The 22,357-nt window shown below is 72.0% G+C and carries 18 protein-coding genes; 11 read left to right on the top strand and 7 right to left on the bottom strand.

The features are described from left to right. The first annotated feature begins 28 nt into the window (after window positions 1-28). From KY5_RS32630 to KY5_RS32645, 4 genes are all read left to right on the top strand, one after another. The gene (locus tag KY5_RS32630; RefSeq protein ID WP_098245574.1) at window positions 29-4,312 is read left to right on the top strand and encodes a serine protease; all 4,284 of its coding nucleotides are present in this window, start codon (window positions 29-31) and stop codon (window positions 4,310-4,312) included. 113 nt (window positions 4,313-4,425) lie between these two features. After that, window positions 4,426-5,961, top strand: a complete 1,536-nt coding sequence (locus KY5_RS32635; protein WP_234362967.1) for an alpha/beta fold hydrolase — start codon at window positions 4,426-4,428, stop codon at window positions 5,959-5,961. 45 nt (window positions 5,962-6,006) lie between these two features. Then, complete coding sequence (locus KY5_RS32640; protein WP_098245575.1) at window positions 6,007-6,705, top strand: response regulator transcription factor; 699 nt, start codon at window positions 6,007-6,009, stop codon at window positions 6,703-6,705. Next, entirely contained in the window at window positions 6,705-8,081 is a 1,377-nt protein-coding gene (locus KY5_RS32645; RefSeq protein WP_098245576.1) for a HAMP domain-containing sensor histidine kinase, read from the top strand. The genes KY5_RS32640 and KY5_RS32645 overlap by 1 nt, the downstream gene beginning before the upstream one ends. On the opposite strand, the gene KY5_RS32650 is transcribed toward KY5_RS32645, so the two are convergent. From KY5_RS32650 to KY5_RS32665, 4 genes are all read right to left on the bottom strand, one after another. Beyond that, window positions 8,041-9,189, bottom strand: a complete 1,149-nt coding sequence (locus KY5_RS32650; protein WP_098245577.1) for a hypothetical protein — start codon at window positions 9,187-9,189, stop codon at window positions 8,041-8,043. The two genes, KY5_RS32645 and KY5_RS32650, sit on opposite strands and share 41 nt — an antisense overlap. Before the next feature lie 181 nt (window positions 9,190-9,370). Beyond that, window positions 9,371-10,021 carry an HD family phosphohydrolase gene (locus tag KY5_RS32655; protein WP_098245578.1) on the bottom strand — a complete coding sequence of 217 codons (651 nt, stop codon included), beginning with the start codon at window positions 10,019-10,021 and terminating at the stop codon, window positions 9,371-9,373. Continuing rightward, window positions 10,018-10,692 (bottom strand): hypothetical protein, encoded by a 675-nt coding sequence (locus tag KY5_RS32660; protein WP_098245579.1) that lies wholly within the window; start codon window positions 10,690-10,692, stop codon window positions 10,018-10,020. Before KY5_RS32660 ends, KY5_RS32655 begins: the two co-directional genes overlap by 4 nt. Further along, complete coding sequence (locus KY5_RS32665; RefSeq protein WP_159072646.1) at window positions 10,692-11,726, bottom strand: hypothetical protein; 1,035 nt, start codon at window positions 11,724-11,726, stop codon at window positions 10,692-10,694. Before KY5_RS32665 ends, KY5_RS32660 begins: the two co-directional genes overlap by 1 nt. A 218-nt stretch (window positions 11,727-11,944) precedes the next feature. Between KY5_RS32665 and KY5_RS32670 the strand changes: the two genes are divergently transcribed. Next, the gene (locus KY5_RS32670; RefSeq protein ID WP_098245581.1) at window positions 11,945-12,592 is read left to right on the top strand and encodes a maleylpyruvate isomerase family mycothiol-dependent enzyme; all 648 of its coding nucleotides are present in this window, start codon (window positions 11,945-11,947) and stop codon (window positions 12,590-12,592) included. Here the strand turns inward: KY5_RS32670 and KY5_RS32675 are convergent. Further along, window positions 12,589-14,703 (bottom strand): ATP-binding protein, encoded by a 2,115-nt coding sequence (locus KY5_RS32675; protein ID WP_159072647.1) that lies wholly within the window; start codon window positions 14,701-14,703, stop codon window positions 12,589-12,591. The two genes, KY5_RS32670 and KY5_RS32675, sit on opposite strands and share 4 nt — an antisense overlap. Window positions 14,704-14,920: 217 nt before the next feature. Here KY5_RS32675 and KY5_RS41550 point away from each other — a divergent pair, with 217 nt between their 5' ends. Beyond that, window positions 14,921-15,679, top strand: a complete 759-nt coding sequence (locus tag KY5_RS41550; protein ID WP_107645718.1) for a PP2C family protein-serine/threonine phosphatase — start codon at window positions 14,921-14,923, stop codon at window positions 15,677-15,679. On the opposite strand, the gene KY5_RS32685 is transcribed toward KY5_RS41550, so the two are convergent. Then, window positions 15,646-15,912, bottom strand: a complete 267-nt coding sequence (locus tag KY5_RS32685; RefSeq protein ID WP_098245584.1) for a GlsB/YeaQ/YmgE family stress response membrane protein — start codon at window positions 15,910-15,912, stop codon at window positions 15,646-15,648. The genes KY5_RS41550 and KY5_RS32685 overlap by 34 nt on opposite strands. Before the next feature lie 236 nt (window positions 15,913-16,148). Here KY5_RS32685 and KY5_RS32690 point away from each other — a divergent pair, with 236 nt between their 5' ends. Both KY5_RS32690 and KY5_RS32695 read left to right on the top strand, forming a co-directional pair. Continuing rightward, window positions 16,149-17,372 carry an acyltransferase family protein gene (locus KY5_RS32690; RefSeq protein WP_098245585.1) on the top strand — a complete coding sequence of 408 codons (1,224 nt, stop codon included), beginning with the start codon at window positions 16,149-16,151 and terminating at the stop codon, window positions 17,370-17,372. After that, window positions 17,369-17,767, top strand: coding sequence for a GNAT family N-acetyltransferase (locus tag KY5_RS32695; protein ID WP_098245586.1), 399 nt, complete (start codon window positions 17,369-17,371; stop codon window positions 17,765-17,767). The genes KY5_RS32690 and KY5_RS32695 overlap by 4 nt, the downstream gene beginning before the upstream one ends. A 68-nt stretch (window positions 17,768-17,835) precedes the next feature. Here the strand turns inward: KY5_RS32695 and KY5_RS32700 are convergent, their stop codons facing one another. Then, a complete protein-coding gene (locus KY5_RS32700) occupies window positions 17,836-18,396 on the bottom strand; it encodes a cysteine hydrolase family protein (protein WP_098245587.1) in 561 nt (186 codons plus the stop codon). 365 nt (window positions 18,397-18,761) lie between these two features. Between KY5_RS32700 and KY5_RS32705 the strand changes: the two genes are divergently transcribed. Genes KY5_RS32705 through KY5_RS32715 form a run of 3 tightly spaced genes read left to right on the top strand, consistent with a single transcriptional unit; the run spans window position 18,762 to window position 22,356 of the window. Further along, entirely contained in the window at window positions 18,762-19,187 is a 426-nt protein-coding gene (locus KY5_RS32705) for a hypothetical protein (protein WP_098245588.1), read from the top strand. Then, a complete protein-coding gene (locus tag KY5_RS32710) occupies window positions 19,184-21,280 on the top strand; it encodes a bifunctional polysaccharide deacetylase/glycosyltransferase family 2 protein (protein ID WP_098245589.1) in 2,097 nt (698 codons plus the stop codon). The genes KY5_RS32705 and KY5_RS32710 overlap by 4 nt, the downstream gene beginning before the upstream one ends. After that, window positions 21,277-22,356, top strand: a complete 1,080-nt coding sequence (locus KY5_RS32715; RefSeq protein ID WP_098245590.1) for an LCP family protein — start codon at window positions 21,277-21,279, stop codon at window positions 22,354-22,356. The genes KY5_RS32710 and KY5_RS32715 overlap by 4 nt, the downstream gene beginning before the upstream one ends. Window position 22,357: the final 1 nt, after the last annotated feature.

The following is a 22,357-nucleotide window of genomic DNA, read 5'->3' on the forward strand; positions in this document are numbered from 1 at the left end:
GGAGTTCGCTGTCACGCGGAGGTCGGCGGTGGCGGGAGACGCTTTAGCGCGGGGCACGTCGACGCCCGACGCGGTCCTTGCGGCGGCGGTCGTACGGATCAGGGGCCGCGACGGCGCCATCGGCGGCGCCGGGTTCCTCGTCGCGCCGGACCTGGTGATCACCTGCGCCCATGTGGTCTCCGACGCCCTCGACCTCCCGCGCGACGCCCCGGTCGGTACCGGCGCGGAGGTCGCCGTGGAGCTGCCGCTGGCCGACGGCGCGGCAAGCGGACGGAATGCGGTGGGAGGAGTGACGGCCGCGGTCCGGCGCTGGGTTCCGGTCAACGGTGATCAGAGCGGTGACGTGGCCCTGTTGGAGCTGCGCGGCCCGCTCCCGGGGGCGCGTCCGGTGCCCATGGCCGACCCCGAGACCGTGTGGGACGACGAGACGCGCGCCGTGGGATTCACGGAAGACCACCCGGACGGCATCTGGCACGACGGGCGGCTGCGGGGGCGCACCGGACGGGGCTGGGTGCAGCTGTCGCGGGCCGACGGGGAGGCCACCTACGTCGAGCGGGGCTTCAGCGGCAGCCCCGTCTGGGACGAGGCGTGCGGTGCGGTGGTCGGTCTGCTGGTGGCGGCCGAGCCGGTGCGCGAGGCGCAGCAGGCGTTCGTGGTGCGGACGAGCAGGCTGGTGAAGGACCTGCCCGAGCTGGCAGGCGTCTTCGAGGCGACCTCGCCGTTCCGTGGCCTCTCGGCGTTCCGGGAGGCCGACGCGGAGGACTTCTTCGGCCGTGACGAGGACGTGGCGGCCGTGGCCGACGCGCTGCGCGGCGACCGGCCGAGCGTGACGGTGTGCGGGCCCTCGGGCTGCGGGAAGTCGTCCGTCGCGCTCGCCGGAGTGGTGCCGATGATGCGTGCGGACGGCTACGAGGTCCTCGTCATCGACTGCGGGCACGTCACCTCGCCGACGGCGGGTCTCGCGACGGAGCTGTACGAGCTGGTGCGATCGGGACGGTACGGTCCCGCGCGGGCGGACGGCGCCGATCAGGTCGAGTCCTGGGTGCGCGAGCTGGGGCTCGCCGCGGCCTTCCAGCGGGCCACGGGGCGCAGGACGGCGCGGCTGCTCGTCGTGCTCGACCAGGCCGAGGTGCTGCTGAACCGCCCGAAGGACGAACTCGTCGACGCCGCCGAGATCGCCGAGGTCGTGGAGCTGCTGTTCCCGTCGCGCCAACAGGCAGATCTGCGCGTGCTCGTCACCCTGCGCGCCGACTTCCTGGACACCGCGCTCAGCCATCCGGCGCTCGGCCCCGCGCTGAACCGGGGCATGACGCACCCCGTCACGGCGATGTCGCGCGAGCAGCTCCACACGGTGATCACCGCCCCGCTCCGGCGCGTCCCCACGGTCGACTACGACCCGGGGCTCGACCTGCGCATCCTGGACGACGTGGGCGGCGCGCCCGGCAATCTGCCCCTGCTCGGCTTCGTGCTGGAGCAGCTGTGGGAGTCGCGGGTCGCCGGGCGCTTGCGGGAGGAGAGGTACGACGAGATCGGCCGGGTCCCGGGTGCGCTGCGGCGGTACGCCAACGAGGCGTGGCTGCGGTGTGCTCCCGGGGACACGGCGACGGAACGGCGGCTGCTGACCGGACTCGTACGGGTGCTGCCGGGCGGCGACGCACCGCTGCGGCGCGTGCTCACGCGGGACGAGGCGGGCGAGGCGTGCTGGGCGCTGGCGCAGGCCCTCGGCCGCAGGCGCCTGCTGGTCTTCGACGGGGGAGAGGGGCGCCCGGAGAGCGTCGAGCTGGCGCACGAGGCACTCATCACCCACTGGCCGACGCTGCGGGACCAGGCGGCGGCCGACGCCGAATTCCTGTCGGCGAGGGCCGAGTTGGACCACGACAGGGAGCGCTGGACGGCGGCGGGCCGATCGGCCGCACTGCTGCCCGGGGCGCCGCAGCTCACCGTCCTGCAGAGTCGCCTCGCGGGCCGGGAAGGTGAACTGGACGCGGCACAGCGCGAGTTCATCGCGCTGGCCCGCAGGCGGCGCCGGGTGCGGCGGTTCGGGGTGCGCGCCGGGTGGATCGCGATCGCGCTGGTCCTCGCGCTGATCGCGGGGCTCGGTACGTTCCTGCACCAGGAGTCGCAGGCCCGCGAGCAGCGTGAGGCGGAGGGGCGTTCCCGTACCCTCGCCACCTTGTCCGACGAGCTGAACAGCAGCAATCCAGGCCAGGGGGCGCTGGCCGCCGTGGCGGCGTACAAGATCGCGCCGACCCAGGAGGCCCGCAGCGCGCTCATGCGCCGCAACGACGAGATGCGGGACATGGCGTGGACGCTGACCGGCTTCGAGGGGGAGATCGCGGACGCGGCCATGAGCGCGGACGGCCGTGTGACGCTGGTGACGACCGGTAGCGGTAGGGCGACCTTGTTCGTGCGGACGGCCAAGGGCGCGGTCAGGCAGCAGCAGCTGCGTCTCGGCGCGAACGTGCTGGCACCCGTGGTCAGCCGGGACGGTCGGCGGATCGCCTATCTGCACGACGTGGGCCATGTGGTGACGTGGCATGAGGTGACGCCGTCGCGCGAGCGGCTCGTCGGACCCGCCCACCGGCTCCACGACGCGCTCACGGACGTCTCGCAGGGCGCGTACCTGCTGGGCACCCGGGTCATGTCGTTCTCCCCCGACGGGCGACGGCTGGTCGGCGTCCCGGCGGCGGCCACGAAGCGGCCGGGGCAGGTGTGGGACCTGGAGACGGGGAGGTCCCGGAAGCTGCCGAAGCGGGTGACCGGGCTCTCGGGGGTGTGGTTCGGCCCGGACGAGAACACCCTGGTGGCGATGCGCGGCACCGGGGCGGAACCGATGACCTCGGCGGTGTCGGTCGACATACGGACCGGCAGGACGCGTGAACTGGCCAAGAAGGCCGACGTGCTCGGATCCGGAATCTCGGCGGACGGCAGCGTGCTGGTCGTCTGCTGGCAGACTTCCGAAGGGGACGAGCAGCGGGCCCGCTATCGCGCCATCGACACCGTGGACGGCCGGGTGCTGAGCACCTACACGAGCGGGAGCTACTCATCGTGCTCGGACATCGTCGTGGACGGGAAGGGCGACTACTTCGCGGTGCCCGGTACGACCGGCGAGTGGCAGCTGCTCTCCGTCCGGCAGAAACGGAAGCCCAAGCTCTTCTTCGGCCCCGACTCCCTGCAAGAGGTCGACTCCCTCCCGCTGCTCGGGACCCCGGAACACCCTGTCGTGGTCGCCAAGAACGAACGCGCGGTCACCGGGTGGGCGATGGCGGAGGACGACGGAGTCACCGCCTTCAGTCCTCCGAAACTCATCGACGGCGGCGGCAAAATGGTGGTGCGGCAGGGCGAAAGGGCCGACAAGCTGAGCGTGATGGAGACGAAGGCCGACGGACGGATCCTCGCCCAGGTGCGCAGGAGCAGCACCACCAAGCCGCCCAACGCCAAGCAGGTGCTCGAGGCCAACGACACCGAGACACTGATGGCGGACGTGTCGGACCTGAACCGGATCACCGTCCGCGCCCTGCCCTCGCTGCGGAAGGTCGCGGAGTTCCGGACTGCGAAGCCACCCGTGGGCCAGGACGGCGTGCCCGATCTCATCTACCCCTTCCTCGACGACCACCGGATCGTCACGACCTCCGGCACCCTCGTCGAGCAATGGGACGCCCGCACGGGCGAACGGCTGGCCCGGCCGATCGATCTGGCCTCGCTCCACCTCAACTCGAAGAAGAAGCCGTCCTACCTGGTCGGCCGACACCGCGAGCCCGGATACATGGCGGTCACGGTCCACGGGGAACCCTACGTACACGCCGTCGCCCTGCGCACGGGCAAGGAGAACGAACGACTTCGCCTGCGCCTCGGCCGCGACCTCAACGCGGCCGTCTTCCTCAAGGACGAGCGCTACGCGGCCGTGCTCACCGTGGGGAACATGGTGGAACTGTGGTCGGTGCCGTACGGGCGCCCCGCGAAGAGAACGGTCGGCCCCATCGGCCCGCTGACCCCGTACAAGTGGACCGCGGGCGGCTTCGGCCGGACGGGGTTCTTCGTCGCGGACAAGAGCTCCGTCCGCTTCTTCAAGGCCGACGATCCCGGCTTCCAGGAGTGGTACGAGTTCAAGGATCGCCAGGGCTTCCTGGCGGCGACCAAGGGCGGCGCGGCCGTGCTGCACTCGCCCGTGGCGGGCGGCCGCGTGAACCTGCTCCGCCTCGACCCCGACGACTGGCAACGTCACCTCTGTTCCGTCATGGGCCGCGACTTCACCGCCGACGAACGCGGCAGCTTGCCCGGTGACCTGCCGGACCGCGTCTGCGCACCCTGACACGCCCGCACGGTTTCTTACATTCCTTTGCCACCGCTCTGCCGAACCCGTGAAACCCGCACGTCAGTGTCGTACCCGCACCGGACACACGCCGGGCAGACGAAGGAGCGGGCATGGCGGACAGGGCGTACAAGAGAGTGGCGCGGCGGGTGGGGCTGGCTGTGGGGGCGATGGCGTTGGTGGTGGGCGCGTTGCCCGATGTGGCCGTCGCCGGGCGGGGGGACGTGCCCGCGGTGCCCGAGTGGTGTGCGGCCGTGACCGTGCCGGGGCACCGGGTCGACTGCGGGTCCCTTGAGCGGCCGCTCGTCACGGGGAAGCCGGAGCTCGGCAACGTCGGGGTGAGTTACGCCGTCGTGCGGCACAGCGCACCCGGTGCCGCCGCGGGGACCGTCGCCGTCAATCCCGGTGGGCCCGGTGAAGTCGCCATCGGGAAGGCGGAGTTGTTCGCGCTGGGCCTCGGCGATCTCCTGAAGGATCACGATCTGCTGCTCGTCGATCCGCGTGGCACCGGCAGGTCGGAGCGGATTCCGTGCGGCGTCGGCGACGCCGAGTACCGGTTCGGGACGCGGGCGCGGCAGCGAGCCGCCGTCGAGCGGTGTGCCGAGAACCTCGGCCCCAAGGCCGCCGGTTACACCACCGCGGCCACCGCCGACGACATCGACGCCGTCCGCGCCAGGATCGGCGTGCGTCAACTCAGCCTCTACGGCCTGTCGTACGGCACCTACCTCATGCCGGTGTACGCCGCCCGTCACCCGGAGCGCGTGCGCTCCCTCGTGCTGTCGGGGGCCTATCCCCATGAGTTCGACCCGCTGGCGCGGCCCAGCGCTCAGGCGGTGTCGCTGGCCCTGCGCCGCGTCTGCGAGCGCGGTGCTCCCGCCGCCTGTGACGGGAAGCGGGCCGTCAAGGACCTGGCCACCGCCGCCGCGCGGCTGCGGGCCAGGCCCATGACCGTACCGATCACCACCGAACACGGCTCCTACCAGGTGAAGTTCACGGAAGGGAAGCTCGCCAACCTGATGTACGAGGCGGCCAGTCGCGAGGTCGGCATGGCGCCGGACGAGCCCTCGCTGCTCGGTGATCTGCCGCACGCCCTGCACCGCTTCGCCAAGGGCGACACGGCGCCGCTGCGGGCGCTGGTCAAGGAGGACGGGGCCACGGGCAGCACGGAGGACCAGGCGCCGTACATCGCGGTCGTCTGCAACGACTACCGGACGGCGTGGGACAAGCGCGCGCCGAAGGACGTCCGTCGGCGCCAGTACCGCGCCGCGCTGAAGGGCGCAGGGACCGGTGCGCACGGGGCCTTCAGTGCCGAGGGGTTCACCGAGGGGCCCACGGACGGCGGTGACGTGTGCGTCGGCTGGCCGCGGCAGAGCGCTCCGGAGCCGAAGCTCTCGGTCCCTGACGTCCCCGTCCTCGTGCTCTCCGGTGACCTCGACGCCAACACCCCCGACGCGAACGGGAAGGCGGCGGCGGGGCAGTTCCGCGACAGCAGGTTCTTCTCCGTGCGCAACACGGGGCACGTGCCCGAGATGGAGCTCAGCGGCTGCGTCACCGGGGTCTCCACCCGCTTCCTGCGCACCGGAGCGCCCGGCGACACCTCGTGCCTGCGCGCGCTGCCGCCGATCGCCGTGCGGCCCGTCCACGACTGACGGGCCGGTGTCCCGACCTCTTCCGCCGCCGACGAAAATGATCACATGACAGAGGAAACGGGGCACCGCAGGACGGTGCTGGTCGTCGAGGACGATCCGGGCGTGCGCAGCACCCTGGACCAGCTGCTGCGCTTCGAGGGCTACCGGGTGCTCCTGGCCGCCGACGGCGTCGAGGCCCTCGGCAGGCTGGAACAGGAGCGGCCGGACCTCGCCGTGGTGGACGTCGTGATGCCGGGGCTCGACGGCCTCGGACTGTGCCGGATGCTGCGCAGGCGGGGCGACCGCATGCCGGTCCTCGTCCTGACGGCACGTCACGAGGTGGGCGACCGCGTCGCGGGCCTGGACGCGGGCGCCGACGACTACCTGGCCAAGCCGTTCGCGACCGAGGAACTCTTCGCCCGCATCCGCGCGTTGCTGCGGCGCACCGAACCGCCCGCCGACGCCGGGACGCTCGCCGTCGGCGACCTCGCTCTGGACCCCGAGTCCCGGCAGGCGTTCCGCGGGCAGCGTCAACTCGACCTGACCAAGACCGAGTTCGACGTTCTCGAACTGCTCCTCCGCCATCCCGGCACGGTCCTCACCCGCTCCCAGATGTACGAGCGCATATGGGGCTTCGACTTCGACACCACGTCGCGGTCCCTCGACGTCTACATCGGCTATCTGCGCCAGAAGACCGAACAGGGCGGCGAGCCCCGGCTGATCCACACCGTGCGCAGCGTCGGCTACACCGTTCGGACCGCCTGATGCTCCGTACGAAGATCACCGCGGTCGTCGTCGCGGCCGCCGCGCTCGCCATGGCCCTGGCCGCCGTCATGTCCTACCGGGGCGTCAGCGGCCTGGTCGGCGACGAGCTCGAAAGAGGGCTCGACGACCGTGCGGACACCGTCGTCGCCCTGCTCGCCGCCGAGCTGCCCCCGCCGCCCCGCGAGGACACGACCGAACAGGTCGTGTCGGCGAAGGGGACCGTACGTCAACTCTCCCCGGGCGCAGTGAGGTTGCCGGTCTCCGAGGCGGCCCTGCGCGTGGCCGGGACGGGGCGCGGGGAGAGCCGCGCCGACATCGACGTCGACGGGACCGAGTACGGCGTCCTGACCCGGCCGCTGCCCGGCGGGGGAGCGGTCATGGTCGGGCAGAGCTACGAGGGCGCCGCGCGTGTCGACGACGCGTTCCTGTGGCGCGTCTCCCTGACCACCGCGGCCGCCGTCGCCCTCTCCGCCCTGCTGAGCTGGCTCGTCCTCGGCCGCGTCCTGCGTCCGGTCCGCCACCTGGCCCGCACCACCGCGCACATCACCACCACCGGAAACCTGTCCGCCCCGCTGCCGCCCGCCGGATCCGACGAGATCGGCCAGCTGACCCGCAGCTTCGACACGATGCTGACGGCGCTGCGCCGCTCGCGCGCACAGCAGCAGCAACTCGTCCAGGACGCGAGCCACGAGCTGCGCACCCCGCTGACCTCGGTGCGCGGCAGCGCCGAACTGCTGCAACGGGCCAGGGGCAGGCTCGCGCCCGAGGACGAGCAGCAGATCCTCACCACCCTGGTCACCGAGACCGCGGCCCTCGACGACCTCGTACGCGAACTCGTCGACCTGGCCACCGACCGCTACACGGACGAGGCCCCCGCCGCCGTCGACCTGGTGACCCTGGCCGAGGACACCGCGCACCGCCACCGCACCAGGACGGGACGCGCCATCGACGTCACGGCCGACGGGCCCCTGCCGGTCCTGGCCAGGCCGAGGGCGGTGCAGCGCTGCGTGGACAACCTGCTGAGCAACGCGGTGAAGTTCAGCCCGGAGGGCACACCGGTCACCGTCCACGTCGCGGGGCCCCGCCTCTCCGTGCGTGACCGGGGGCCCGGCATCGACCCGGACGAACGCGAGGCCGTCTTCGGCCGCTTCCACCGGGGCTCCCGCACCCAGGCCACACCGGGCTCCGGCCTCGGGCTCGCCATCGTGCACGACATCGTCACGGCCGACGCGGGCACGGTGTTCGCGGCGGCCGCCGCCGACGGGGGCGGCGGCGCCGAGGTCGGCTTCGTCCTGCCGGTCGCGGGCGCGCGGGGGCGGCGCGATCGCCGCCGCGCTACTTGTTCGGGTCCCGGAAGCGGCCGAACGCCTTCGTGAGGGCGCTCAGGGGCGATCCCTCCGCCTTGACGTGGCCGGGCGCGGGGGAGCGGAGCACGCCGTCGCCCCCGGCCGACTCGGCGAGCGCGGCCTGCGCCGCCTCGGCCGCCTCCCGGTAGAGGTCGCAGGACTTCGTCATGGCTTCGAGCGCCTCGGCGTACTTGGTGACCATCCCCTGGGCGTGGACCAGCTCCTCGTCCTGGGTGAGCAGGTGCCAGCCCTGGCGCAGCCGCGTCAGGGCGCGCTCCGCGTCGGCCGGCAGCGGGCGCGGAAGGGCGGCGAACTCCTTGATCCTGTCGAGCAGTTCGGTGGGCTCCGAGCCGTCGAGGAAGACGCTGCGGACGGTGTAGCGGTCCACGTCGTACTCGGGCTCCTGCGGGGACGAGGGCAGGACGACGGCGCCGCCGCGCGGCATCCGCACGCTCAGCTCGCGCTTCAGCGCGAAGTCGGCGATCTGCGCCTGCTCCGGAGTGCCCCGGTGCTCGACCACCCGGTGGCGCAGGCCCGGCGGCAGGAAGACGGAGACGGGCTGCTGGCCCGCCGCGTCCGGTGTCATCGCCTCGTGCACCACGACGTGGACGTACCAGCTCTGCTTGGCGCACTCCCGCAGCCTGCGGCGCAGCTCGTCGTCGTCCTTCGGCAGGTGGTTCGTCGTCCGCAGGCGCACGTCGGCCGCCGTGTCGTGGTCCCAGGCGACGCGCTCGCTGTCGGGCCAGAACATGGTGGCGGGCGAGGGCCAGCTCAGGTCCCAGGCGCGCTCCGCCTCGGCGGCGAGCACCCAGGTGACGCCCTCGCCCTCCTTGCGGCGGGCCTCCGGGTCGTACGTCGTGAGCTGTGCGCGCACCGTGACGTCGTCGGCCTGCCAGCGCGCCTCGAAGACGCGCCGGGCGGCGGGGCCGGGGTCGGCGGACTCGTCCCGCGGGTGCAGGACGGTGGAGCGCGCCGCTTCGGCGGGTTCGAGCTCCAGGAAGTCGTCGAGCACCCCGGCCGCCTTGAGGGCGATCAGGTTGCGTCGGACGTCCTGCTCGGGCTCGGGCCCGAGGTGGCGCCCGCGCCCGAGCCACGCGGTGTCGGGGACGGTGGTCGCTGAGCTGCTGTTTTTGGCCATGGATTCGTTCTGTGTGTGGTCGGGGCCCGACCAGTATGGTCCGTAAACCTGTAGAGGGAAGCGCTACCCCGTCCACGGAGAAAACCACCTGCGTCTTCTCACCGGCTCCGCTGCGCGCCTCGGCGGCCGGATTTCGCCGTTCGGTCCCGGTCTCGGGCGGTACCGGAAAGGGCGTCGGCGGTCAGCGGACGTTGACGGACCTGAGCAGTTCCTTGACGTCCGGGTCGTCCAGCGAGTCGAGCAGGCTCTTCCACAGGTCCAGGTTGGCGGTCGCCCACGGCAGATAGCGGTCGCGCGCGTCCGGGTCGTAGAAGTAGATGCCCTCCTCGACCAGCGGCGCCTGCTCGTCGACGATCTTGCGGGCCAGCTGCCCCAGGCTGATGTCGTTCTCCGCGAGATAGCGGTGGGAGAGGACGACGGGGGTGATCGGTACGGCCTTGAAGAGCGTGTCGGCGTCGCTGAGCGCCGCCCCCTCGGGGGAGATCTCGCAGGTGCGCGACGCGGTGTGGGACTCGGTGATGACGGCCTCGATGCGGTCGATCTCCGCGTCGGTGAATCCGCTGTGGCGCAGGTGGTGCGCGCGCAGCGACTCGCCCGCGGAGGGTTCGGAGTTCTTGCGCACCAGGTAGTTGAGGTCGTGCACGAGGGCCGCGGCCGCCACGATCTCGGTGTCGGAGCCGTTGCGCCGGGCGAACTCCACCCCTTTGGAGGAGACGAAGGCGATGTGGTGCCAGCCGTGGAACGGGAGGCGGTCGTCGTGCTCGGCGCAGAGCTTGCGGACGATGCCGCGCAGCGTGGCCACGCGCCCGGTCTCGAAGTCCTGTGCGGTCACTGGCTCTTCCTCTCGTGGGGGTGGCCCAGTACCGAACGCAAGGTGCGCCAACGGGCTTCCACAGGATAGTGATGACGCAGCGTGCCGGTGTGCGCACCGAGCGGTACGTCGGATGGCGTGCTGAGCGAGGTGCTGTACGCGCGCGTCGGGCGCTGCTGCGCGATCAGGGTCACGGTGCCCTCGCGGGCGCGGGTGACGTTGTGCCAGTCGTCGGGGGTCAGCGTGTACGTGGCGCCGGGCGCCAGGAACTCCGGGCGGACGTCGGTGACGCGCGCCCGGTCCCTGCCCGCGGGCTCGACCAGGAAGCGCGTGTGCAGATAGCCGCCCGTGAGGATCAGCGAGGTGAAGCCGTAGCGGTGGTTGTGCGGGGCCTCCACGTAGGCCGCGTCGACCAGGTCGGGAGGCTTGTACTCGTGCAGCCAGAGCGTGAGCCCGGAGCACGGACCGCGGTAGAGATTCCATTTGAAGTGGGTGGGCGTCTCGCGCGAGTTGACGAGCATGCTCTCGAACGCCGTCCTGGGTAATCGGTTCAGGCTGCGGCGCAGCGCCTCCAGACGGCAGTGGAACCCCGCCAGGGCGGCGCGGACGTGCTCGCCGCCGTCGTCGTCGGGGCCCGCCAGCCGTTCGAGGGCCTCGGCCAGCTCGTACACCTCGGGAAGGGCCCGTGCCATCAGCTGCTCGCCGTCATCATCTGAGGCGCGGTGTCCCGCAGGAACTCCTCGTACCGGTCACGGAATTCCAGGAAGGCGGCATGGCTGAGCTGCACGCCGAGCTGCTGGAGGAAAGAGCAGTACTCGAACTCCGAGAGGTTCTTGGGGACTTCGAACTTGATCGCGTACGGCGATGCGAGAAGCCGACTGCATTCCCGCTGGTTCGTCTGGTACAGCAGTGAACCCTTGTTGAAGCGCAGCCCCAGCGGGAACGGGAAGGTCTCGTTCTCCGTGTCGGTGAAAAGGGCGAGGTAGATGTCGTCGTCGAAGATCTCGACGCGGTCCAGATTCGGGTCGGCCGTCAGACATATCTCGCAGCGGTCGAAGCGCATGCGGGTCAAATAGGCGCCGACCAGGGTGAGGTGCACGCCGTCGACCAGCGCCTGGCGCGCCTGCTCGAAGGTCATGCCGTCGCGGTAGGCCATCTCGCGGCGCGCCCGGCTGTCCATGGCCGCGGGCCGCGTGGGGTCAGCGATGATGAGCCGGACGTCCCTGGGGATGGTGTTCAGGGAGGCGAGGCGGCAGATCGCGTACTTCCCCGTCAGGCCGCGGAACGTGTACTGCGTCGAGGAGCGCATGCTCAGATTGACGTCCCTGTTGAACCGGACGTCCGGTGTCCGGCTGGCCGGGTACTGCGTGGTCGGTACGTAGTGCTCCTGCGTGGACCGGTAGGTGCGGGTCAGCTCCTCGCCCGCCTTCGCTATCTCCGCGATCACGGCGTCCTTGACGGTGCTTCCGAGGAACCGCTCGTACTGCCGCGTGGTGAGGGCGACTTGGGCGAAGGCGAATATCGCCGCCCCGAGAACGCCGGTGGCGAGGGCGATCCAGAATTCCTCGGTCCGCCCGGTGCTGCGCACCGACAAGGCGTACATTCCCGCAGCGGCCAGACTCATGACGAGCAGCAGGACGCCCGTGCGGTTGACATACAACTCACGCAACAGCAGGCCCACTTGGCGGGCGTGATCACCGCGCGTGTCCCCGTTTCCACCTGGCATGGCAGAACCTCCCCCGGCGGATGGGGCATCCGCACTCTTGCAGGTTAACGGCTGGATTGCTCCGGCAGCAGAGTCTGTTCCGGAACGTGCGCAATTGATGCGGGAGGAGAATCCCTTGCTCGCGATGTGACGCGGGTCACGCTACTGGGTCGATGGGTCCGGGGGGCGGCCGCGGTCTTAGCCGAGGACGACGGAGCACCGCGGAAGGAGCCACGGCCATGGACCGTGAACAGGCACTGGAGTGGACGAAGGCCGAGCGGCTCGGCATCGCCGACTTCCTCGAGGAACTGGACGCCGACGACTGGGGACGGGACTCGCTCTGCACCGGCTGGACGGTGCGCGACGTGGCGGCGCACCTGACGCTTTCGACCCGCACCACCCTCCTGGACCTGCTCAAGGGCGCGATCGGGGCGCGTTTCGACTGGGAGCGCATGGAGTACGACAAGGCCCGCGAGCGGGCGGCGCGCCACACCCCCGCGGAGCTCGTCGCGCAGATCCGCGAGACGGCGGGCTCCCCGCGCCGCGCCCCCCTGTCCGCCCCGCTCGACCCCCTCACCGACTTCCTGGTCCACGGCCAGGACATCGCCCGCCCCCTCGGCCGTGCCCGCACCATGCCGGGGCCGCAGACGGTCGCGGCCCTGGACCACGTGGTGGCCAGCCCCTTCTACGGAGCGAAGAAGCGACTGCGCGGGGTGCGTCTGGTGGCGACCGACGCGGACTGGTCGACGGGCGCGGGCCCGGCGGAGGCCCGGGGGCCCGCGGGCGACCTGCTCCTCGTGGTGACGGGGCGAAGGGCGGGGCTCGCGGCGGTCACGGGGGCGGGCGCGGAGCGACTGGCGGAGAGACTGGGGGAGCGGTCGTCCTAGCTCTCCTCGTGCCCTTCCCGAGGGGTGAGCGCGCGGGCGACTCCGGCGTGCAGGTCCGTGTCGTAGCCGCCTTGGTACGCCTTCTCGTAGGCGTGGTCGCCCAGGGCGTCACGGGTCTGTTGCTCGCAGGTCAGGCGCGCTGCGGTCATGGAGGGGACACCGGCCTGGGAGCGGCCCAGGGTGTCCCACAGCTGGCTGGCGAGGCCCAGGAGCCAGGCGGCGTCCGGATGCCGGCCGAGGGCGGTGGCGGCGCGGGCCAGGGATTCCAGGGCGAGGCCGCTGCCCACGCCGTCGCGCAACCGGTGCTTGACGAGCAGCGCGGCCCTGGAGTGCTCGCGCGCCTCCTTGAACCGGCCGAGTGCCAGCTCGGCCTGGGCGCGGACGAAGTCGCCCCAGGCGCGCATGCAGCGCTCGCCGCTCCCCTCGCAGGCGGCGCTCAGCTCGTCCAGCCAGCCGATGGCCTCCTCGAAGCGCCCCTTGGCGACGAGCGTGTGGGACCCGAAGACGAGTGCGGCCAGGGGGTACAGGACCAGCGGCCCCTCGCGCCAGTCCGTGGCGAGCAGGTCCTCGGCCAGGGAGACGCCCAGGGCCAGATCGCCGCGCAGGGCGGCCACCCGCAGCTCGGTGGCCGTCGCGTAGGTCTGCTCGGTCTCGCCGAAGGAGGCGGCGAGCGCGGTGCATTCGGCGGCCCGTTCCTCCAGGGCGGGCAGGTCGCCCAGGTAGACGAGCACGGGACCGCTGGCGTACAGGGCCCGCGCCCGCGCGCGGGAGGGGGCGGTGTCGGCGGCGAGGGCCCGGTCCAGATAGTGCCTGCCCTCCTTGACGAACCCGCAGCCGTACCAGAAGAACCACAGGGCGGCCGACAGCTCGAGGGCGGTGTGGTCCTCGTCCGTCTCCGTCAGGCCCTGCTCCAGAGCGGCGCGGAGGTTGTCGTGCTCGGCGGTCATCCGGTCGAACCAGGCGAACTGGTCGGGCCCGATCCACGCGGCGTCGCCCCAGCGGGCCAGGGCCAGGTAGTGGTCCCGGTGGCGGCGGCGCAGCTCGTCCTCCTCGCCGAGCCCGCGCAGCCAGAAGGCGCCGTGCTCGCGGATGGTGTCCAGCATCCGGTACCGCTCCCCGGCCCCGGTCGGCATCCAGCCGAGCAGCGACTTGTCGACCAGGGCGCCCAGCAGGTCAGGGATCTCGGCGGCGGGCAGCAGCTCGTCGGCGCACACCTGCCGGACCGCTTCGGTGTCGAAGGTTCCCGCGAAGACCGAGAGCCGGGCCCAGGCGAGGCGTTCGGCGGGGGTGCACAGCTGGTGGCTCCAGCCGATGGCGGTGCGCAGCGCCTGGTGCCAGGGCGGATCGGCGTCGAAGTCCTCGTCCTCGGTGTTGCCGAGGGTCGCGTAGCGGTCGGCGAGGTGCCGGTTGAGCTCGGCGAGCGGCAGCTCGCGCAGCCGGGCGGCGGCCAGTTCGAGGGCGAGCGGCAGCCCTTCCAGGCGTCGGCAGAGCCGCCCGGCCTCGGCGCGGTCGGCCGCGGTGAGCGTGAAGCCGGGTACGGCTTCGGCGGCCCGCTCGGTGAGCAGCACCAGCGCGTCCGCCGCCTCTTCCCCGGCGTCGGAGCCGTCGTCGGCGGGGACCGGCAGCGGGTCGAGGACGAGGGCCTCCTCGGCCGGAAGGCCGAGCGTGCGGCGGCCGGTGACCAGGAACCGCAGCCCCGGCGCGGCGGCAAGGAGCGTCACCACCGCCGTACGGCACGCCTCCACCAGGTGCTCGCAGGTGTCGAGCACGAGCAGCACCTCGCGGTCGGCCAGGTACTCGGCCACCACCTCCAGCATGGGACGGGTGGACTGGTCGGCCAGCGGGAGCGTCTCGGCGATGGCGTACGGCAGCACCTGGCTCACCTCGCTGAGCGGGGACAGCTCCACCCACCACACGCCGTCCGCGAAGGACGGTTGCAGCTCGCCCGCCGCCCGCCGGGCGAGCCGTGTCTTGCCGACCCCGCCCACGCCGGTCACCGTGACGAGACGCGACCGTTCGCACAGCCGAACCACCTGCGCCAGTTCCGTCCGCCGTCCGACCAGCCGGCCGGTCTCCTCCGGCAGGTTTCCCACCAGTCGCTCCGTGGTCACCGCCACCGCCCCTTTCCCGATCACGCCGCGGCTTCCGCCCGCTGATCTCGGTGCTAGCAGACGGGAGGCCGTGCGCGCAGAACTTCGGTCGCTTCGATCCGGCCGGCCCCTCCGGGGTGAAAGAGTGCCCTGCTGCCCTTCCTGGCCCGTGTCGGTGAGGGTGGGCGCGTTCACGCGCGTTCATGCTGGGGGATTCGCACTGGGGAAGGGGGCGTGCGTGCACCGTGCCCGACCGCTGCCGGGGCTGTCCGAGCTGATGGCGGAGGTCTCCCTCACCCTCGCCGCGTGCACCCGTCCCGCCGAGGGCGCGCCGCTCGGCGGCGACCTCTACGACGTGGTGCGCGCCCCGGCGGGGCCCCGCCTGATCCTCGGCGACGTCAAGGGGCACGGTCCGGCCGCCGCCCCGCTGGCCGAGGCCGTGCGGGCCGCGTTCCGTCAGGCGGCCGCCACCGAGGAGGACCCGGCCCGCCTCGCCCGTGTCCTCGACGCCAGGCTCGCTCCCGCCCTGGGCCCCGAGGACTTCGTCTCCCTCCTCGTCGTCGACCTGCGCCCCGACGAGATCCACGTGGTCAACTGCGGCCATCCGCCGCCCCTGCGCATCGGCCGCCGCATCACCCCGCTCGCCCTGCCGCACGCGTCACCGCCGCTGGGCCTGCACCCCGACCCCTGCGTACGCCGCGTCCAACTCCGCCCCGACCAGCGCCTGTTGCTCCACACCGACGGCCTCACCGAGGCGCGGGACGCCGAGGGTGCCTGCTTCCCCCTCGACCGGCGCGCCCTGGCCGCCCTGACCGCCCCCACGCTCGACGAGGCGATCGACCGTCTCCTCGGTCTGCTCCACCGGCACACCGGGCACTCCATCCCGGCGGACGACCTCACCGTGCTCCTTCTCCAGCAGCGGGGGGTGGCGGCCGCGGACCGGGTGGGCGGCGGACTCGGCGGTCAGTCGCGCGAGTTGCCGAACAGGAGGCGGTAGCCGATGAGCAGGACCAGGGCTCCCGCGATGGCCGACCCCCAGGTGGTGAGGTCGAAGAACTGCCGTTCCACCGGCCGGTCCAGGAACCGCGACGAGAGCCAGCCCCCGACGAACGCCCCGGCGATGCCGATCAGCGTCGTCCCGATGAGCCCGCCCGGGTCGCGCCCCGGCAGCACCGCCTTGGCTATCGCTCCGGCCAGCAGGCCGAGAACGATCCACCCGATGACGCCCATGAATCCGCTCTCCCTTCGTTGGGTCTTTCCCTCGTGTGAGGGAAAGCTGCCCGGGAAGCTTACTTCTACGCGTCTGTAGAAGATGTGAAGTGACGGCTCGTGACCAGTGAGGTTTTACGCGACTGTAGATCTGTGGCTAGGGTGCTGGCGATGTGCTGCGACGACGCGACACCCACATTTCCACCAAGATGTGATTTCGCGGGCCGAGGTTCCCTGCGGGAGGCATCGTGAGCGACATGACGCGGTCGACGGGACGTCACGCGATGCCGCTCCCGCCCCAACGGCCGTCCCCTGCCGCAGGAAGACGGGACCGGGCCGGAGCGCGGAACCCGGTGGCGCCGGGGCCGACGGGCACGTCGGCGGACGGCCCACCCGTCAAGCGCAGGGACGCGTTCTTCGACAACGCCAAGTACCTGGCGATCGTCCTGGTGGCGATGGGGCACGCGTGGGAGCCGCTGCGCGGCGACAGCAGGGCCGCCGCGGCGCTCTACCTCACCGTCTACACCTTCCACATGCCCGCGTTCATCGTCATCTCCGGCTACTTCTCACGGAGTTTCGACGCGAGCCCGGGCCGCGTCAGGCGGCTCGTCACGGGGATCGCCGTGCCGTACGTGATCTTCGAGGTCGCGTACACGTTCTTCAAACGCTGGGCGGGCGACGACCCGACGTACCCCATCAGTCTGCTCGATCCCTGGTACCTGACCTGGTTCCTGATCGCGCTGTTCGTCTGGCGCCTGACGACCCCCCTGTGGAAGATCGTCCGCTGGCCGCTGCCGATCGCCCTCGCCGTCGCCGTACTCGCGTCCGTCTCCCCGGACATCGGCGACGACCTCGACCTGCAACGCGTGCTGCAGTTCCTGCCCTTCTTCGTCCTCGGCCTGGTCCTGAAGCCGGAGCACTTCCAGCTCGTGCGCAGGAAGGAGGCCAGGATCCTGGCCCTGCCGGTCTTCGCGGCGGCGCTGCTCTTCGCGTACTGGGCGGCGCCGCGGATGAACGCCGCCTGGTTCTACCGGCGCGACAGCGCACAGGAGTTGGCGGCGCCCGGCTGGACGGGCGGCGTCATGACGCTCGCGATGTTCGGCTGCTCGCTGGTCCTCGTGGCCTGCTTCTTCGCCTGGGTGCCGGGGCGGAAGCTCTGGTTCACCGCGCTCGGCGCGGGCACCCTCTACGGCTACCTGCTGCACGGCTTCCTCGCCAAGGGCTCGCGCTTCTGGGGCTGGTACGAGGCGGACTGGCTGCACACGCCGCTCGGCGAGATCACCGTGACCCTGATCGCGGGAGCGGTCATCACGTTCCTGTGCACCCCGCCGGTGCGGCGGATGTTCCGCTTCGCGATGGAGCCGACGATGGAATGGGCCTTCAAGCACGACGCGACGGCGCTGGCCGGAGGCGCGGGAACCACCGGAGCCGAAGCGACCAGGACCGCCGGGAGCCACAGACGAGGCGGCAGATCCGCGTGAGCCGCCCGGCCCGGCCGCCCGCCGCCCACTACGAGCACGTCCCCGAGACGTCCCCGGCGAGCTGCCAGGCCCTCACGATGCTGGACCCGCACAACCGCTCGATCGGCTGTCTGCGCTACCAGCTCTGCCACCCGTGCCGCATCGGGCACATCCTCAACATCGCCGTGGCCGCCCACTGGCAGGGCCAGGGCCTGGCGCGCCACGCCCTCCACACGGTCCTCGCCGAGGGCGAGGGCTACGCCTGGTCCACCTCGCGACAGTCGCCCGAGGGCCGCCGCTTCTTCGCGGCGATGGAGGAGGAGACGGAGATCGCCTTCCCGGCCGACGGCGCGCGGTGCCCGCACATGACCGAAGGGTCGACGCTCACCCCGCCCGCCCCCCGCCGGAAGGCGTGACCTCCACGAACGGGACGTAGTCGTGGCCCACGGCGTAGTAGTCCCGCGCATGGATGTCCGCTCCTGTCCTATCGCGCCGCGGCCTTCTCGAGCCACTCGTCGACGGTCACCACGTCCGCCCACTGCGGGAACAGCCGCTCGACCAGGACCCGGTGGACCTCCGGATCCAGGTCGAGGCAGCCGTCGGAGAGGACGGTGAGGCCGAGGTCCAGGTCGTTCGCCTGGCACACGGTGGAGAGGACCACGGCGCTGGTGGCGATGCCCGCGAGGACGAGGCTGTCGATGCCGCGTGACCTCAGCACCACGTCGAGGTCACTGCCCGAGAACGCGCTCGCGCGCCGCTTGGTGACCACCACGTCGCCGGGCCGGGGCGCGACATCGGGGTGGATCTCGGTGCCCGGGGCTCCCTCGACGTAGAGCCCGGCCCGCGCGATGGCGGCGAGCGGCTTGTTGCGCGTGCCGACTTCGGGGAAACCGGGGCGGAACCCGATGACGACGTGGATCACGGGAATGTCCGCGGCCCGTGCCCCGTCGATCGCCGCGCGCAGCCGCGCCAGATATCCGGAGTCGGCGCCGACGGCGTCCACGACGGCCCGTTGGACGTCCATCACGAGAAGAGCGCTGCTCATGTCGACCAGACAAACACACCGGCGCGGTCGACGCTCCCGTGGCCGTCGGGCATGGCGAATATCACGTCCCGCCGCCGAGGCCCGCTCCAGCAGGCCCTCGGCCGACTTCCGCCCCCGGACAGCCTGTTGCCGTGCCACCCGGGTGCCCGAGTAGGGTCGGGGGCTGCGTGATGGCTGACGGCCGCGATCCGGCCTCCGGTCCCTGTGAGGGCCCATGCGTACGCGGCTTTCCCGGCCCCACCCGGGAGGGCGCGGGGCATGGCACCGGGGCGCGGCTCCTGACGTCTCACGCACAGCGGGCCCCCGGGTCCGTACCCCCCACGGACAAAGAGTCGCGCGTGCGCGGCCGCAGATCAGGAGCACCAGTGCAGGGCACCCCCCACATAGCCAGCACACCGCACGACGGGCGATCGTCGCCCATACCCCCTGCGCGCGAGGCGCAGCCGCAGCGCGTCGGACGGGAGGATCCCCAACTCCCCGTCTTCGTCGACCAGTCGGGCTGGCGCAAGCGGACGCTGCAAGGCATGGCGCTGGTCGTCGGTTCCGCCTGCGTCGGCTATCTCGCGTTCGTCGGCACGCTGGTCAGCGGGCTGCAGCAGCCCGTCGGCAGCCACCCGCCGAGTACGACCAACACGACGGATACGACGAACACGACGGATAAGACGAACACGACGGACGCCACGAACACGACGGGCAGGGGCGGACGCGCGCGTTCCGGTCAGGACGCGGACAACTCGTCCTACGGCTCGGGCAGATCCGCCCCGCCCCCGGCCGGAGCCTCTGAGCAGTGAGCAGGGGCGCCACCGTCCGCCGCCCGCCGCGCGGACACTGGATCGTCCTCCTGCTCGTGCTCCTGGTCGTCGCCGTCGCCCTCCTCTTCGAGGGGTGGACGACCCACCAGATCGACGCCGCGCGCACCAAACCGCCGTGCACCCGGCCGATCCCGCGCGAGGCGGACGACGGGAAACCGCTGCTGCGGTTCGGCCCGAAGGGAGTCAGCACCGCGGCCATGCCGCGCCGTACCGTCGCGCTCACCTTCGACGGCGGGTTCGACCCGGTGTGGACGCCGCGCCTGCTCGACCTGCTGCGCGCCCACCACGCGCAGGCGACCTTCTTCGTCTACGGCAAGGACGCGGCCGAGCACCCGAAGCTGATGCGGCGGATCCTGTACGAGGGGCACGAGATCGGCTCGTACACCTACAGCGGCGGTGACTTCGGCGTCGCGTCGCCGATGCGCGCACACCTCGAACTCTCGCTCACCCAGAGCGCGTTCGCGGGCGCGGCGGGCATCAACACGCGTCTGCTGCGGCTGCCGCACACCACGGCGGCCGACACCCTCTGCGGCCCCCAGTGGCCCGCCGCGCGGCGGGCGGCGGAGCAGGGGTACCTCGTGGTCGCGTCCGACCGCAAGGACCGCAAGCCGTGGCGCGGTCTCGTGAGCCAGCACAGCCAGACCGACCTGGGCTTCCACGAGGCGCGGGATCTGCTCGAGGACCGCAGCGTGCGGCGGTTCACGACCATCAGCGGCGGGCTCGGCACGCCCTCCTTCGTCGACAAGGTGCCGGTCGCCCAGGAGATCAAGGGGCAGGGCCTCATCTGGTCGCAGCGGCTCGGGCGCGCCTTCCTCACCGTGATGGTGTGGACGCTGACCCTTGCGGGCGTGCTCGGCGTCGTGCGCATGCTCCTGTTTGCGCTGTTCGCCCGGCTCCACGTGCGCAGGCTGCGCAGGTTCAGACCGGGCGCGCCACGCCTGCGCGAGGTGCGGGACCCGGTGACGGTCCTGGTGCCCGCGTACAACGAGGAGGCGGGCATCGCCGCCACCGTGTACTCGCTGCTCGCGTCGACCTACCCGCACTTCCAGATCATCGTGATCGACGACGGCTCGACCGACGCCACCGCGGACATCGCCGAGCAGATCGACGACCCGCGCGTGACGGTGATCCGGCAGCCCAACGGCGGCAAGCCCAGCGCCCTCAACACCGGCCTCGCGCACGCCAGGCACGACATCGTGGTGATGGTCGACGCGGACACCATCTTCGAACCCGAGGCGCTCGCCCGGCTCGTCCAGCCGCTCGCCCACCCGGCGGTCGGCGCGGTCAGCGGCAACACCAAGGTCGGCAACCGGCAGAGCCTGCTCGGCAAGTGGCAGCACCTGGAGTACGTACTCGGCTTCAACCTCGACCGGCGGATGTTCGAGGTCCTGGAGTGCATGCCGACGGTGCCGGGGGCGATCGGCGCGTTCCGCAGGGACGCGCTGATGGGCGTCGGCGGCGTCAGTGACGAGACCCTGGCCGAGGACACCGACCTCACGATGTCGCTCTGGCGGGCGGGCTGGCGCGTCGTCTACGAGGAGTCGGCGGTCGCCTGGACCGAGGTGCCCGTCAGCGTGCGGCAGTTGTGGCGCCAGCGCTACCGCTGGTGCTACGGCACGCTCCAGGCGATGTGGAAGCACCGGCACGCGGCCGTGGAGGTCGGGCCCGCGGGGCGCTTCGGGCGCCGCGTCATGCTCTACGTCACGCTGTTCCAGATCGTGCTGCCGCTGTGCGCGCCGGTCGTGGACATGTTCGCCCTGTTCGGCGCGGTGTTCCGCGACCCGGTCGAGGCCGCCCTCGTCTGGTTCGGCTTCCTCTCCGTCCAGTTGGTCACCGCCGCGTACGCGCTGCGGCTCGACCGCGAACGGCTGCGGGTGCTGTGGGTGCTGCCGCTCCAGCAGTTCGTCTACCGGCAGTTGATGTACCTGGTGGTCATCCACTCCGTGGCCACGGCGCTGCTCGGCACCCGCCTGAAGTGGCACAGCATGAAGCGCACGGGGACCGCGGACCCGTATCTGCTCGAGACGCCGCCCGACGAGGCGCGGCGGAGCCTGCAAGGGAGTCGACCATGACAGATCCGGTCCCGGAAGGCCCCGGCACGCGTGAGCGGTTCGCCGACTTCGCCGAACGCCCCAGCTCCCGCTACGGGCCCCGGCGCGCCCACGCCCGGCGGTCGAAGACGCGCAGACGGCTGCGGCGGACGCTGCTCGCCGTCGTGGGCCTGGTGGTCCTCGCGGTCGGCGGCACGTACGGCTGGGCCGAGTCCCAACTCCAGCGGGACGTCGACCTCGACGCGTACGAGGGCCGTCCGCCGGCCGGCGCGGGCACCAACTACCTCATCGTGGGCTCCGACAGCCGCGACGGGCTCTCCGACGACGACGTGCAGGACCTGCACGCGGGCGGGGGCGGCGGGCGGCGCACCGACTCGATGATGCTGCTGCACACCGGCGCCCACGGCACCAGCCTCGTCAGCCTGCCGCGCGACTCCTACGTCGCGGTGCCGGGACGCCTGGACACCATGACGGGCAAGTACAAGCGGACCGAGCGGGACAAGCTCAACGCCGCGTTCTCCTACGGCGGCCCCGAACTCCTCGTGCACACCGTCGAGAAGAACACCGGGCTTCGCATCGACCACTACGCGGAGATCGGCTTCGCCGGGTTCGTGAACATCGTGGATGCCGTCGGCGGCGTACGGATGTGTCTGGACCGGGACATCAAGGACAAGAAGTCGGGTGCCGACCTGCGCAAGGGCTGTCACCGTCTGAACGGCAAGCAGGCGCTCGCCTTCGTACGCCAGCGCCACCAGGAGAAGGAGGGCGACCTCGGCAGGTCGAGGAACCAGCAGAAGTTCCTCTCGGCCCTCGCCCAGCAGGCCGCCGAGCCCGGCACGCTCCTGGACCCGACGCAGATCGGCCCGGCCGCCGAGGCCGGGCTCGACACGCTCATCGTCGACAAGGACATGAGCCTGCGCGACCTCAGCGGGATGTTCCGCGCGGTGCAGGGCGTCGCGGGCGGGAAGGGCAAACAGCTCGGTGTGCCCGTGTCCGGCTTCGGCGTCCCGACCTCCAAGGGCAACGTGCTGAAGTGGGACGTCGAGAAATCGGCCCGGCTCTTCGACGACCTGCGGCACGACCGGCCCGTGCGCTGAC

This window comes from Streptomyces formicae (assembly GCF_002556545.1).
In the GTDB taxonomy this organism is placed as follows: Bacteria; Actinomycetota; Actinomycetes; order Streptomycetales; family Streptomycetaceae; genus Streptomyces; species Streptomyces formicae_A.

Bases quoted from the DNA above. Each gene is read 5' to 3' on its own strand.
- KY5_RS32665 (WP_159072646.1), bottom strand. From the start codon at position 11,726: ATGCCAGGTGGAAACGGGGACACGCGCGGTGATCACGCCCGCCAAGTG.
- KY5_RS32715 (WP_098245590.1), top strand. From the start codon at position 21,277: ATGACAGATCCGGTCCCGGAAGGCCCCGGCACGCGTGAGCGGTTCGCC.
- KY5_RS32650 (WP_098245577.1), bottom strand. From the start codon at position 9,189: ATGGCCAAAAACAGCAGCTCAGCGACCACCGTCCCCGACACCGCGTGG.
- KY5_RS32685 (WP_098245584.1), bottom strand. From the start codon at position 15,912: ATGGGCGTCATCGGGTGGATCGTTCTCGGCCTGCTGGCCGGAGCGATA.
- KY5_RS32660 (WP_098245579.1), bottom strand. From the start codon at position 10,692: ATGGCACGGGCCCTTCCCGAGGTGTACGAGCTGGCCGAGGCCCTCGAA.
- KY5_RS32700 (WP_098245587.1), bottom strand. From the start codon at position 18,396: ATGAGCAGCGCTCTTCTCGTGATGGACGTCCAACGGGCCGTCGTGGAC.
- KY5_RS32690 (WP_098245585.1), top strand. From the start codon at position 16,149: ATGACGCGGTCGACGGGACGTCACGCGATGCCGCTCCCGCCCCAACGG.
- KY5_RS32635 (WP_234362967.1), top strand. From the start codon at position 4,426: ATGGCGGACAGGGCGTACAAGAGAGTGGCGCGGCGGGTGGGGCTGGCT.
- KY5_RS32670 (WP_098245581.1), top strand. From the start codon at position 11,945: ATGGACCGTGAACAGGCACTGGAGTGGACGAAGGCCGAGCGGCTCGGC.
- KY5_RS32640 (WP_098245575.1), top strand. From the start codon at position 6,007: ATGACAGAGGAAACGGGGCACCGCAGGACGGTGCTGGTCGTCGAGGAC.
- KY5_RS32645 (WP_098245576.1), top strand. From the start codon at position 6,705: ATGCTCCGTACGAAGATCACCGCGGTCGTCGTCGCGGCCGCCGCGCTC.